This is a genomic window from Stenotrophomonas sp. WHRI 8082, from assembly GCF_040223995.2.
In the GTDB taxonomy this organism is placed as follows: Bacteria; Pseudomonadota; Gammaproteobacteria; order Xanthomonadales; family Xanthomonadaceae; genus Stenotrophomonas.
Window position 1 is genome coordinate 110,727 of sequence record NZ_CP167826.1, and the last position, 12,003, is coordinate 122,729.

The window sequence follows — 12,003 nt, forward strand, 5'->3', positions numbered from 1 at the left end:
TTTCGTGCCATCCATGGCGCGGGTTCACGTCATCGCATTCGCGCTGCCGCTCCCACGCTTTGCTTCGCAAACCGTGGGCCCCGTCTCACCAGCACCCACACCCCGCCGCTTCGCGGCCGCCCCTGACTCAGGGGCTCCCTCCACCCGACGGATTGCCGCCATCTGTAGCGCCGAGCCGTGCTCGGCGGAGTGTTCCCGCCCACGGCCCGCTGCGCTCGCCGACCATGGGTCGGCGCTACCGATGACCGCATGCCAACGGTTCCATGGCCGCCATGGACCTGTCGAAGGTGGGGCGGGGTGGGTTGGCGGGGGCGTTGAGTGCCATGGATGGCACGAAACGAGGCACGCATGGATGCGGCCCTTGCCGTCCCCCGCCAACCTACCCCGCCCCGCCAGCCCACAGCTCTGCAGCCTTTGCAGTTGCTTCGGCAGTTGCAGTTGCTGTTGCAGTTGCCCTCGCAGTTGCAGTTGCAGTTGCCTCTGCAGGTGCCGGGCGCAGCCCGGCATACTCCCCGCTATCGCGGTTGCTTGATCGGCAGTACCACGCGGAAAGTCGACCCCACGCCGGGCGTGCTGTCCAGGTCGATGCGGCCGTTGTGCTTGTTGATGATGCTGTAGGAAATCGACAAGCCCAGGCCCGTGCCACTGCCCACCGGCTTGGTGGTGAAGAACGGATCGAAGATCCGCTGGCGCAGCTCGGGCGAAATGCCGCCACCGCTGTCTTCGAACTCCACCCACGCATGCTCGCCGTCCACGCCGGTGCGCACGGTGATGACCCCGCGGTCGGCGATCGCGTGACCGGCGTTGAGCAGCAGGTTCATGTACACCTGGTTGAGCTCGGAGGGCAGGCACTCCACCAGCGGCAACTGGCCGAACTCGCGGTGCAGCTCCACCTTGTACTTCAGCTCGTTCCAGATGATGTTGATCGTCGATTCAAGACCGGAATGCAGATCCACCAGCTTCCACGACTCATCACGGCCGGAATACGAAAAATCCTTCAGGTCGCGGACGATGCGGGTGACGCGCTCGATGCCCTCGCGCGACTCGGCCATCAGCTGCGGCAGGTCGCGGCTGATGAAATCGATATCCAGGCGGTGACGGATGTCGTCGATCTCCGGGATCAGCGTCTTCGGGTCCGGTGCGCGCAACGCGCGCTCGTATGCCTCGATCACCGTGAACAGGCTGCGCAGGTATTCCTGCAGGCTGCCCAGGTTGGAGTGGACATAGCCGATCGGATTGTTGATCTCGTGCGCCACGCCGGCCGCCAGCTGGCCGATCGAGGCCATTTTCTCCGACTGCAGCAGTTTTTCCTGCGCCCCGTTCAATCGCAGGTAGGCCTGGCGGAGTTCCGCATGCCGTTGCTGCAGTTCGCGCTCGTAGTCTTCCTGCCCTTCAATGCGACGGAACAGGCCAAGGTAGTAGCCGATGGCCTGATCGCGGTGGTGATACAGCTGGGCCGTAACCACGCCCTCGCCCATCACCAGGCTGCCGCTCCACTGGCCTTCCTTGCGGGCCACGGCCATGGCATCGGGGGGCAGCAGGGCGCGCAGGCGCTGCGGCGCGCCGCCCTCGCCGGTTTCGCTGCCGGCCAGCAGTGCATCGACGGCTGGATTGGCAAGCACCACCGCATCGTCGTCGGTGAACAGCAGCAGTCCCTCGCGTACCGGCGCAAGCAGGACCTGCAGCAGCTGTGGCGAAGGGAAAGGGACGGGGGCGTTCGAGGCGGCTGCAGGCACAGGGGCGTCCGGCGTTACGGAAAACGGCCCCCACTATACGACGAGCGCGCACCTGCCGGCCGCGCTGCGCGCAGCGCCAGCACGCATCAGATCAGGCGACGGCCAACGGCCTGCGCGCGGTCAACTGCTGTGACTGGCCCTTGCTGTCATACGCCGGTGCATCTTCGCTGCGGCCCAGCTGGCGCAGAGCCCAGTTGACCTCGCGACGGCGTCGCGACAGCAGCACGCCGTTGGCGCGATTGCGCTCAGCCAGGACTTCCAGCTGCGCGGATTCGCCCATCGGCGGCGCACGGTCCAGCGTCCGCAACGCATCCAGCTTGGCGCTGGTGGCACGGATCAGGGCCTGCACGTCATGTGCGACCAAGGCCAGACGCTCTGCATCCAGCGCGTCACTGAGGCGTTGCATCGGCTCGCTCATCAGCGTGCTCATCCCTGCAGCTGCTGGTCCAGATCAAGCATGCGCGAGGCGATCGCTTCCGGGTTGATCCGGTAGCTGCCGTTCTGCAATGACTCGCGCACGGCCTGCACCCGCTCGGCGTCAATGGCCGGGGCGCTGCTCAGGCTGCGCTCGAGCGCCTGCAGGTTGGTCGCTTCACCGGTCAGCTTGAGGCTGTCCGCTGCTTCAATCGGGCGCGCAGGCGTATCGGCGCTGACGCCGGCGCGACTGGTCGGGCCCACCGCACGCAGCGTCTGCGCTGCCTGCATCGTGCCGTCGATTTTTTGGCTCATGGGAGCTCCTCGGGTTGCCGTTCAATATCGATAACGGCCGCCCGACCGTGATCTTTAGGGGATTTCTGCACTTTCTCAGCGCGTCACTAAAACGTCGCCGTTGGCGGCCACGGTCCCTTGTACCACCTTGCGGGAGGCCAGGTTCTCCACCGACAGCCGCTCGTTCTCGCCGGCATCACCGAGTGCCTTGCCGACCACCCGTACCTCGACCGAGCCCCGGCGTGACACCAGCGCTACGTTGTCGCCACGCCGGACCAGCCGCTGCGCGACCAGGTCCGACGCGGACAGCAGGCTGCCGGCCGACAGCGTACGCCGCGCCACGCGCCCCACGGCCGCGGCAGGATCGGCCAGCACGGCACCGGCAATCCGCGCGGCGTCCCGCTGCGCCGTCCCGATATCGGCCGCAGACAGGGTTTCTCCAGCAGCGATACCGCGCGACAGCACCAGTACGGTCTGCTCCCGGCGCACCTTCACCGGCACGAACAGGCGCCAGCCGCCGGCATCCGGGCAGCTGACCTCCACGGTGGTGTTGGCGGTGGGCTGGGCAGTGAGCCCTTGGCCACAGGCAGGCAAACGCAGCGCATCGGCCACCACGGCCTCGCCTTGCGCCCCCTCGCCCAGCAGAGACAGCGCTGCAGTGCGGATGGTGTCCACCGGCTGCCACGAAGGTGCGGCCGCGACCGGCGCGCTGGCAAGGGCCAGCAGCCAGCACAGTGATTTAAAGGTAGGCATGCAACCCCCCACGGCAAAGTTCGACAGGCCCGCTGCAAGTGCTGTGCCAGATCACGCACGCACGACGACTCAAGTAAGGACCGCCAGCGCCGATACCTCTCCCATGTCACATGACCTGCTCAACCGCATCGATCAACGTACCCGCCTGGCTGGCCACAACCGCCTGGCGCTGCTGCTGTTCCGGCTTGGCGGACGCCAGCTTTTTGGCGTCAATGTGTTCAAGGTGCAGGAAGTACTGCGCCGACCGGAGCTGTTCCAGGTACCCGGCTTGCCCAGCGAGTTCTCCGGGGTGGCCGATGTGCGGGGCCGCTCGGTGCCCGTGCTGGACCTGGGCGTGGCCATCGGTCATCCCGAGCGTGACAATGCCGATGGCCCCGGCTATCTGGTGGTCACCGAGTTCAACCGCTCGATCCAGGGCTTCCTGGTCAGCGGGGTGGAGCGCATCGTCAACATCGCCGTGCAGGACATCCACCCGCCGCCGGAACTGGGCGCCGAATCCAGCTACCTGACAGCCGTCACCCGCTTCCAGGGCGAGCTCATCCAGGTGATCGACGTGGAAAGCGTGCTGGCCGACATTGCCGGTACCCGCAGCGAAGCGGTGCTGGACCCGGCCCTGGCCATGCCGGCCGACGGTCCGCAGATGCAGGTGCTGGTGGTGGATGACTCGCGCGTCGCCCGGCAGCAGATCCGCAGCGTGCTGGACCAGCTCGGCGTGGGCGCGACCCTGCTGTCCGATGGCAAGCAGGCACTGGACCACCTGCTGCAGATCCACGCGGCGGGTGAAGATCCCGCCCAGCGGTACGCGATGGTGATCTCCGACATCGAAATGCCCGCGATGGACGGCTACACCCTGACGACGGAAATCCGGCGCCACCCGGGACTGGCCGGCCTGTACGTGCTGCTGCACACCTCCCTGTCGGGCGTGTTCAACAACGCGATGGTCGAACGCGTGGGCGCAAACGCCTTCGTCGCCAAGTACTCACCGCACGAACTCGCCGATTTCGTCCTGGATCGCCTGCGCAAGGTCGCCCAAGCCGCCTGACCCCGGCATCCCAAGCGTGGCCCGGCGCCACCCTGCCCTGCCTGACCGCGCACGTGGGCCGTCCTGAGGCGTGGGGCGGGCCCGTGCGGGACCGTTGGAGCCCCGGACGGGCGGAAACGAGCCCCCATGGATGGGTTCACGGCGTGTCCCGCACGGGCCCGCCCCACGACTCAAGCGCGCAACCACGCTCACCGCAGCTCCGCTTTGGCACGGCGCTTGCAGCTTTCCCGGCACTGTTCCGTGGGAGCGCGCCATGTCCAACCTGATTTCCGACTACCTGGGTGTCCACGCCCAGGCCATGCCGTTGCGCGAGCAGCGCATGAAGCTGATCGCCAGCAACCTCGGCAATGCTGACACCCCGGGCTACAAGGCCCAGGACATGGACTTCGATGCCGCCCTGCGCAGCGCCCAGGGGCAGGCCGGCAACGGCCTGATGAGCACCACCAACGAACAGCACCTGGCCATCGGCAACGGACTGAACCCGTTCCAGATCAGCCGCGAAGGGGTGCAGCCCAACCTCGACGGCAACACCGTCGACCCCGATGCCGAGCGCGCCGCCTACGGCCGCGCCGCGCTGGAATACCGCGCCTCGCTGAGTTTCGTCGAATCCAAGGTGCGCTCCATGCTCACCGCGATCACAGGGCAATAAGCCATGAGCAATCTCCCCATCTTCGACATCGCCGGGTCTGCCCTGCAGGCGCAGTCGGTGCGCATGAGCACCATCGCCTCCAACCTGGCCAACGCCGATTCGGTCGCCGGCTCGCCCGAGGCGGTGTACAAGCCGCTGGAGCCAATCTTCCAGGCGGTCACCAGCCGCACCGACCCGAATGTCACCTCGGTGCAGGTCAAGGAGATCCAGCAGAGCGACGCCGCCCCGATCAAACGCTACGAACCCGGCCATCCGCTGGCCGACGGCGACGGCTACATCTACCAGGCCGACGTGGATCCGGTGGCGCAGATGGTCAACCTGATCTCTACCTCACGCAATTACCAGGCCGGCGTGGAAATGCTCGGTACCGCCAAGGAACTGGCCCTCGCCACGCTGACCATGGGCCGCTGACGCGCGCCCCGGAGACGAACCCAATGAGCACCGCCATCACCACCCAGTCCAGCCAGGATGTCTACTCCGCGCTGGGCCTGAACTCGCCCAACAGCAGCGCCAGCAAGAAGAAAGACACGTTGGAGCAGGCCGATTTCCTGCGCCTGATGACCGAGCAGCTGCAGCACCAGGATCCATTGAAGCCGATGGACAACACGCAGATGGTCGCGCAGATGGCACAGATGTCGACCGTGCAGGGCATCACCGACCTCAACACCACGGTCAAGGGGTTCCAGACCTCGATGGCCAGCGACCAGGTATTGCGCGGCGCCGCGCTGGTCGGTCACGACGTGCTGGTGCCTTCGGAGAAGATGGTGCTGGAAAGCGAGGGCACCGTCGGTGGCCTGGTGGCTGCACCGAGCGCCGGCATGATCAACGTGGACATCACCGATGCCAACGGCCTGAAAGTGGCCCAGATCACGGTGGAGGCCGCCGCAGCCGGTGAGACCAACTTCGTGTGGGACGGCAAGGACAGCAGCGGCAACCGCCTGCCGCCGGGCAACTACTCGCTGGTGGCCAACCACACCGACACCGCCGGGGCGAAGACCAAGCTCGGCACGTACGTGGAAGCGCCGGTGGAAAGCGTGACCGTCGGTTCCGACGGGCTGTACCTGAATCTCAAGGGATTGGGCGCCGCCCCGATCGATTACGTGCTCCGCATCAGCTGAGCCCCCAGACCGCTTCAACGAGGAGTCCACCATGGCTTTCAACGTCTCGCTGTCCGGCATCAACGCCGCCAACACCGACCTCAGTGTTACCGCCAACAACGTCGCCAACGTCAACACCACCGGCTTCAAGCAGTCGCGCGCTGAATTCGCCGACCTGTTCTCGGCCACCAGCTACGGCCTGTCGCGCAATGCGGTGGGTTCGGGCGCACGCGTGTCGAACGTCGCCCAGCAGTTCAGCCAGGGCAACAATTCGCAGACCGGTCGCAGCCTGGATCTGGCCGTGTCGGGCGAAGGCTTCTTCACCATGAGCGTCAACGGCCAGCGCGCCTATTCGCGCGCCGGCAACTTCCAGACCGACGCGCAGGGCTTCGTGATCAACCCTGCCGGCGCGCGCCTGCAGGTGTTCACCCCCAATGCCGATGGCACGACCTTCGATTCCGGGCGCCTGACCGACCTGCAGCTGCTGACCACCGACAGCCCTCCCAAGCAGACCGGCAGCGTGCAGCTGGCCTTCACGCTGCCCGCCAACAGCACCCAGCCGACCGTGACGCCGTTCGATCCCACCGACTCGAACAGCTACAGCCAGTCCAGCGGCGGCGTGACCGTGTACGACTCGCTGGGTGTCAGCCATACGCAGACCTCCTACTTCGTCAAGGGCGCCACCGCCAACGAATGGCAGGTGTACAACTACGTGGACGGCCAGTCGGCCGGCGCACCGAGCACGCTGCAGTTCAACGAAAGCGGCGCCCTGGTCGCCCCGGCGAACGGCCGCATCACGCTGGATGGCTTCACCCCCGCCACCGGTGCCGGCCAGCTCAACCTGACCCTGGACGTGGCCGGCTCCACCCAGTACGGCGAGAAGTTCGCACTGCGCAACTTCCAGCAGGACGGGTACGCGGCCGGCAAGCTCAACGAGATCAGCGTGTCCGAGCAGGGCGTGGTGTTCGCGCGGTACTCGAACGGTGATGACAAGGCACTGGGCCAGGTCGCCCTGACCAACTTCAACAACGCACAGGGCCTGCAGTCCACCGGCGACAACATGTGGGTGGAGACCTTCGCCTCCGGTTCGCCGCGCACCTCGGCGCCGGATTCGTCGGACCTGGGCAAGATCCAGGCCGGCGCACTGGAATCGTCCACCGTGGACCTCACCGAGCAGCTGGTGAACATGATCGTGGCCCAGCGAAATTTCCAGGCCAACTCGCAGATGCTCAGCACCCAGGACCAGGTCACCCAGACCATCATCAACATCCGTTGATGATGGCCGACTGACCGCAGCACGGAGCTTCCACGATGGACAAGGCCCTCTACGTCGCGATGACCGGTGCGCGCGCTTCCCTGCAGGCGCAGGGCACGCTGTCGCACAACATCGCCAATACCGATACGCCTGGCTTCAAGGAAGCACTGGCCAACACCGAAGCGTTCCCGATCCGCGGACCGGGCTTCGCCTCGCGGGTGGACGCCGTGCACGTGGATGCAGGGTTCAACCGCCGCATGGGCGCCCAGCACATCACCGGCAACCCGCTGGACCTGTCACTGCAGGCCGGCAGCTGGCTGACCGTGCAGGCACCCGGCGGCGGCGAAGCCTATACGCGTGGCGCCGCCCTGTCACTGACGCCGAATGGCCAGCTGGTCACCGCCGGCGGCCATGCGGTGCTGGATGAGAACGAAAACCCGATCGCCATCCCGCCCCACCAGGCGATGGAGATCGGCAACGACGGCACGATCTCGATCATTCCGCTGGGGGAAGGCCCGCAGACGATGGCAGTGGTCGGCCGGATCAAGGTGGTGGCCGCCGACGATGCGCGGCTGGAGCGCGGCCTGGACGGCCTGTTCCGCAACACCGATCCACAGCAGCCGTTCGTGCAGACCCAGGGCAAGGCCCTGGAAAGCGGCCAGCTGGAAGGCAGCAACGTGGATGCCGCCGGCGCGCTGGTGCAGATGATCCAGCTGCAGCGCCAGTACGAAATGCAGGTCAAAGTGATCAAGCACGGCGACGAGAACGCACGCAGCGCCAACAGCCTGCTGCGCCTGAACGGCTGACCCGCCGACAGATGACGGAAATCCGGCGCGCCGCAATGGCACGCCGCTTGCAGTACCCCCTGTGAAGCACCTGCGCCTGTCGCAGGTCATCCGCCCCGACCACGTCGGCGCGGGCAACCAGCAGAGGAACTGACCATGAACCAGGCACTGTGGATCGCCAAGACCGGACTGGACGCGCAGCAGACGCGCATGTCGGTGGTGTCCAACAACCTCGCCAATACGAACACGACCGGCTTCAAGCAGGACCGTGCCAGTTTCGAGGATCTGTTGTACCAGCAGGTGCGTCAGCCCGGTGGCGCCTCGTCGGCGCAGACCCAGCTGCCGACCGGCCTGCAGCTGGGCACGGGCGTGCGCGTGGTCGCCACGGCGAAGAACTTCGAGCAGGGCAGCCAGCAGCAGACCGGTCGCGCGCTGGACGTGATGGTCAACGGACGCGGCTTCTTCGAAGTGTCGATGCCCGACGGCAGCTCCGCGTTCACCCGCGATGGTTCGTTCAAGGTCAACCAGGACGGTGAGCTGGTCACCAACAGCGGTTACCCGGTGCAGCCCGGCATCCAGATCCCGGAAGGCGCGCAGACGCTGACCATCGGTACCGACGGCACCGTCAGCGTGAAGATGGCCGACGACGCGGCCACCGTGGAGATCGGCGCGCTCACGCTGACCGACTTCATCAATCCGGCCGGCCTGCAGGCCCGCGGCGAAAACCTGTATCTGGAAACGACCGCATCAGGCCCCGCGCAGAACGGCAACCCCGGCCTCAACGGCCTGGGCAATGTGGTCCAGGGTGCGTTGGAAGGCAGCAACGTCAACGTGGTCGAAGAGCTGGTGTCGATGATCGAAACCCAGCGCGCCTATGAAATGAACGCCAAGGCGATTTCGACCACCGACTCGATGCTCGGCTACCTCAACAACAACGTCTGACCGGACTGCCATCATGCTGCTTCCCGCCTCCCTCGCCCGCCTGTCCCTTGCTGCCGCCGCCATCGCGCTGCTGGGCGGCTGCGTGATCGCCGGCGACGTGCGTCCCTACCCGGCGATGCTGCCGGTGCAGCCGGTGATGCCGCCGCAGTCGCAGGCTACCGCTGGCGCGATCTACGCCGCCGGCCCGTCACTGCAGCTGTATTCGGACCGTCGTGCGCGCGATGTGGGCGACCTGTTGACCATCACCCTGCTGGAAAACACCCAGGCGCAGATGAGCGCCAACACCGCCACCAGCAAGGAGTCCGAGCTGGCCATCGGGACGCCGACGATCTTCGGCGCGCCGGTCACCCTGGGCGGCAAGGACATTCTGTCGGCCACCGCGAACGGTTCGCGTGACTTCACCGGCCGTGGCAACAGCGCGCAGAGCAACCGCCTGCAGGGCAACGTGACCGTCACGGTGATGCAGCGACTACCGAACGGCAACCTGGTCGTGCAGGGGCAGAAGAACCTGCGTCTGAACCAGGGCGACGAGCTGGTGCAGGTACAGGGCATCGTGCGCGCCGCCGACATCGGCCCGGACAACACCATTCCTTCCAGCCGCGTTGCCGATGCCCGCATCGTCTACGGCGGTCGTGGCGCGGTCGCACAGTCCAATGCCATGGGCTGGCTGAGCCGCTTCTTCAACTCCGGCCTGGCGCCGTTCTGAGCATGCCTGCCATGACCCTTACCTCTTTCCCCGCCCGCCTGCTGGTCGCCGCGCTGGCCGTTGCCGCCGCCGCGCTGCCCGCGCATGCTGAGCGCATCAAAGACATCGCCCAGGTCGGCGGCGTGCGCGGCAATGCGCTGGTCGGCTACGGTCTGGTGGTCGGCCTGGACGGCAGCGGCGACCGCACCAGCCAAGCACCGTTCACCGTGCAGAGCCTGAAGAACCTGCTGGGCGAGCTGGGCGTCAATGTTCCGTCGAACGTCAATCCGCAGTTGAAGAACGTGGCAGCCGTGGCCATCCACGCCGAGCTGCCGCCTTTCGCCAAGCCCGGCCAGCCGATCGACATCACCGTGTCGTCGATCGGCAATGCGGTGTCGCTGCGCGGTGGCTCGCTGCTGATGGCCCCGCTGAAGGGAGCCGACGGCCAGGTCTATGCGATCGCCCAGGGCAACCTGGTGGTCGGCGGCTTCGGCGCGCAGGGTCGCGATGGTTCCCGCGTTTCGGTCAACGTGCCGAGCGTCGGCCGCATTCCCAACGGCGCCACCGTCGAACGCGCGGTGCCGGATGTGTTCGGCGCCTCCGGCGAAATCACCCTCAACCTGCACCAGAACGACTTCACCACGGTGTCGCGCATGGTCGCGGCATTGAACAACGCCTTCGGTGACAACGTCGCCCGCGCCGTTGATGGCGGCACGGTCGCGGTCCAGTCGCCGACCGACCCGGGTGCCCGCATCGGTTTGTTGGCCCGCATCGAGAGTCTTGAACTCACCCCGGGCAGCGCGCCGGCCAAGGTCGTGGTGAACGCGCGTACCGGCACCGTGGTGATCGGCCAACAGGTGCGCGTGGGCGCAGCGGCCATTTCGCACGGCTCGCTGACGGTGACCATCCAGGAAGGCAGCAACGTGAGCCAGCCCAATGCGCTGGCCGGCGGCCAGACCGTGGTGACCCCGCAGTCCACCATCACCGCCACCAACGAGGGCAGCCGCATGTTCAAGTTCAACGGCGGCACCTCGCTGGATGAAATCGTGCACGCGGTCAATGCCGTGGGCGCCGCACCGGGTGACCTGATCGCGATCCTGGAAGCCCTCAAGCAGGCCGGTGCGCTGAGCGCCGAGCTCGAGGTCATCTGACATGCGCATCCAGCCGGCCTTCGAACTCAATCCAGCACAGCGAACCGACCCGGCCCAGGTCGACAAGGTCGCGCGCCAGCTTGAAGGTCAGTTCGCGCAGATGATGGTCAAGAGCATGCGCGAGGCCAGCTTTGGCGATTCGCTGTTTCCCGGCGAGAACACCATGTTCCGCGAGATGTACGACCAGAAGATCGCCGAAGCGATGACGCGCGGCAAGGGACTGGGCCTGTCTGCGGTGATCACGCGCCAACTTTCCGGCACGGACGGCGCCGGCCCGGCGCTGGACCCGCAGATCAAGCCTGCCGACGCCACCCGCGCGTACCAGCTCAATGCGCCCGCCACCAGCGCACCGCCCATGCCGCTCGATGATGCCGACCAGGCCGTGCGCATGCTGCAGCAGATGGCCGCCGGCACGTCGCCGCGGATGCTGCAGCCGATGGAGCAGACGCTGGACCTGATCGCCGGCCGTGACAGCAGCAGCCTGCATCAGGCCCTCGGCAGCAGTGATCCGTACGCATCGCAGGCGCTGGCGGCGACTGCACCGGTCGCGGCTGAAGACCAGTGGTCGGCCACCGCGACCAACCGGGGCACCGGACCGTCGGCCATCGACACGTTGGCCAGCAGTTCGGCCGTGGCGCGGCTGGGCTCGCATACACCGGAAGGCTTCGTCGCCGGCATCTGGCAGCACGCACAGACCGCAGCCAAGGAACTCGGCGTGGACGCGCGTGCGCTGGTTGCACAGGCGGCCCTGGAAACCGGCTGGGGCAAGCGCCAGATCACCCATGGCGATGGCCGCAGCGCGCACAACCTGTTCGGCATCAAGGCCACCGGCTGGAGCGGTGACCGCGCCACGGTAGGCACCCACGAGTACGTCGACGGCGCGCGCCGCAACGAAACGGCCAGCTTCCGCAGCTACAGTTCGCCTGCGGAAAGCTTCGCCGACTATGTGCGCCTGCTGAAGACCAACCCGCGTTACCAGAAGGCCCTGCAGGCCGGCACCGACGTGCGCGGCTTCGCGCGCGGGCTGCAGCAGGCCGGCTATGCGACCGACCCGTCGTACGCCAACAAGATCGCCAGCATTGCTGGTGGCCCGACCATCGAACGCGCGGTAGCCGCCATCGGCGATGCCGGCGCGCAGTTGGGTCGCACCTTCGCCAGCACTGCCCAGGCAGCGCTGGGCATCGCCCGTCGCTGAGGACC

At 66.9% G+C, this 12,003-nt stretch carries 14 protein-coding genes; 10 read left to right on the forward strand and 4 right to left on the reverse strand.

Going from position 1 to position 12,003, the window contains the following annotated elements; translation table 11 throughout:
* Positions 1-515 precede the first annotated feature (515 nt).
* The 4 genes from ABRP17_RS00460 to flgA form a co-directional block, all read right to left on the reverse strand.
* Complete coding sequence (locus ABRP17_RS00460) at positions 516-1,736, reverse strand: ATP-binding protein (protein WP_349986565.1); 1,221 nt, start codon at positions 1,734-1,736, stop codon at positions 516-518.
* A gap of 91 nt (positions 1,737-1,827) precedes the next feature.
* Entirely contained in the window at positions 1,828-2,166 is a 339-nt protein-coding gene (locus tag ABRP17_RS00465) for a flagellar protein FlgN (protein WP_188324088.1), read from the reverse strand.
* Positions 2,163-2,465: a flagellar biosynthesis anti-sigma factor FlgM gene (gene flgM / locus ABRP17_RS00470; protein WP_188324089.1), complete on the reverse strand. Its 303-nt coding sequence runs from the start codon at positions 2,463-2,465 to the stop codon at positions 2,163-2,165. The genes ABRP17_RS00465 and flgM overlap by 4 nt, the downstream gene beginning before the upstream one ends.
* Positions 2,466-2,540: 75 nt before the next feature.
* A complete protein-coding gene (gene flgA, locus ABRP17_RS00475; protein ID WP_188324090.1) occupies positions 2,541-3,197 on the reverse strand; it encodes a flagellar basal body P-ring formation chaperone FlgA in 657 nt (218 codons plus the stop codon).
* A 103-nt stretch (positions 3,198-3,300) separates the two neighbouring features.
* On the opposite strand from flgA, the gene ABRP17_RS00480 reads away from it, so the two are divergent.
* The 10 genes from ABRP17_RS00480 to flgJ all read left to right on the forward strand — a co-directional run bounded on the left by ABRP17_RS00480 (position 3,301) and on the right by flgJ (position 11,998).
* Complete coding sequence (locus ABRP17_RS00480) at positions 3,301-4,239, forward strand: chemotaxis protein (RefSeq protein ID WP_192079358.1); 939 nt, start codon at positions 3,301-3,303, stop codon at positions 4,237-4,239.
* 253 nt (positions 4,240-4,492) lie between these two features.
* Positions 4,493-4,888 (forward strand): flagellar basal body rod protein FlgB, encoded by a 396-nt coding sequence (flgB, locus tag ABRP17_RS00485; protein ID WP_188324092.1) that lies wholly within the window; start codon positions 4,493-4,495, stop codon positions 4,886-4,888.
* A 3-nt stretch (positions 4,889-4,891) separates the two neighbouring features.
* A complete protein-coding gene (gene flgC / locus ABRP17_RS00490; RefSeq protein WP_188324093.1) occupies positions 4,892-5,299 on the forward strand; it encodes a flagellar basal body rod protein FlgC in 408 nt (135 codons plus the stop codon).
* A 23-nt stretch (positions 5,300-5,322) separates the two neighbouring features.
* Positions 5,323-6,006 (forward strand): flagellar hook capping FlgD N-terminal domain-containing protein, encoded by a 684-nt coding sequence (locus ABRP17_RS00495; protein ID WP_192079357.1) that lies wholly within the window; start codon positions 5,323-5,325, stop codon positions 6,004-6,006.
* A 31-nt stretch (positions 6,007-6,037) separates the two neighbouring features.
* The gene (gene flgE, locus ABRP17_RS00500; protein ID WP_349986568.1) at positions 6,038-7,261 is read left to right on the forward strand and encodes a flagellar hook protein FlgE; all 1,224 of its coding nucleotides are present in this window, start codon (positions 6,038-6,040) and stop codon (positions 7,259-7,261) included.
* A 35-nt stretch (positions 7,262-7,296) separates the two neighbouring features.
* Positions 7,297-8,046 carry a flagellar basal body rod protein FlgF gene (locus ABRP17_RS00505; protein ID WP_192079354.1) on the forward strand — a complete coding sequence of 250 codons (750 nt, stop codon included), beginning with the start codon at positions 7,297-7,299 and terminating at the stop codon, positions 8,044-8,046.
* 135 nt (positions 8,047-8,181) lie between these two features.
* The gene (gene flgG, locus ABRP17_RS00510) at positions 8,182-8,967 is read left to right on the forward strand and encodes a flagellar basal-body rod protein FlgG (protein ID WP_188324097.1); all 786 of its coding nucleotides are present in this window, start codon (positions 8,182-8,184) and stop codon (positions 8,965-8,967) included.
* A 13-nt stretch (positions 8,968-8,980) separates the two neighbouring features.
* The gene (gene flgH, locus ABRP17_RS00515) at positions 8,981-9,673 is read left to right on the forward strand and encodes a flagellar basal body L-ring protein FlgH (RefSeq protein ID WP_197973938.1); all 693 of its coding nucleotides are present in this window, start codon (positions 8,981-8,983) and stop codon (positions 9,671-9,673) included.
* 11 nt (positions 9,674-9,684) lie between these two features.
* Positions 9,685-10,803 carry a flagellar basal body P-ring protein FlgI gene (locus ABRP17_RS00520; protein WP_192079353.1) on the forward strand — a complete coding sequence of 373 codons (1,119 nt, stop codon included), beginning with the start codon at positions 9,685-9,687 and terminating at the stop codon, positions 10,801-10,803.
* 1 nt (position 10,804) lies between these two features.
* Positions 10,805-11,998 (forward strand): flagellar assembly peptidoglycan hydrolase FlgJ, encoded by a 1,194-nt coding sequence (gene flgJ, locus ABRP17_RS00525; RefSeq protein ID WP_192093671.1) that lies wholly within the window; start codon positions 10,805-10,807, stop codon positions 11,996-11,998.
* The last annotated feature ends 5 nt before the right edge of the window (positions 11,999-12,003 follow it).

Excerpts from the sequence above, each read along its gene's own strand:
- flgC (WP_188324093.1), top strand. The coding sequence starts at position 4,892 with ATGAGCAATCTCCCCATCTTCGACATCGCCGGGTCTGCCCTGCAGGCG.
- flgM (WP_188324089.1), bottom strand. The coding sequence starts at position 2,465 with ATGAGCCAAAAAATCGACGGCACGATGCAGGCAGCGCAGACGCTGCGT.
- flgG (WP_188324097.1), top strand. The coding sequence starts at position 8,182 with ATGAACCAGGCACTGTGGATCGCCAAGACCGGACTGGACGCGCAGCAG.
- flgA (WP_188324090.1), bottom strand. The coding sequence starts at position 3,197 with ATGCCTACCTTTAAATCACTGTGCTGGCTGCTGGCCCTTGCCAGCGCG.
- flgH (WP_197973938.1), top strand. The coding sequence starts at position 8,981 with ATGCTGCTTCCCGCCTCCCTCGCCCGCCTGTCCCTTGCTGCCGCCGCC.
- ABRP17_RS00520 (WP_192079353.1), top strand. The coding sequence starts at position 9,685 with ATGACCCTTACCTCTTTCCCCGCCCGCCTGCTGGTCGCCGCGCTGGCC.
- flgB (WP_188324092.1), top strand. The coding sequence starts at position 4,493 with ATGTCCAACCTGATTTCCGACTACCTGGGTGTCCACGCCCAGGCCATG.
- ABRP17_RS00505 (WP_192079354.1), top strand. The coding sequence starts at position 7,297 with ATGGACAAGGCCCTCTACGTCGCGATGACCGGTGCGCGCGCTTCCCTG.
- ABRP17_RS00465 (WP_188324088.1), bottom strand. The coding sequence starts at position 2,166 with ATGAGCACGCTGATGAGCGAGCCGATGCAACGCCTCAGTGACGCGCTG.
- ABRP17_RS00495 (WP_192079357.1), top strand. The coding sequence starts at position 5,323 with ATGAGCACCGCCATCACCACCCAGTCCAGCCAGGATGTCTACTCCGCG.
- flgE (WP_349986568.1), top strand. The coding sequence starts at position 6,038 with ATGGCTTTCAACGTCTCGCTGTCCGGCATCAACGCCGCCAACACCGAC.
- ABRP17_RS00480 (WP_192079358.1), top strand. The coding sequence starts at position 3,301 with ATGTCACATGACCTGCTCAACCGCATCGATCAACGTACCCGCCTGGCT.
- flgJ (WP_192093671.1), top strand. The coding sequence starts at position 10,805 with ATGCGCATCCAGCCGGCCTTCGAACTCAATCCAGCACAGCGAACCGAC.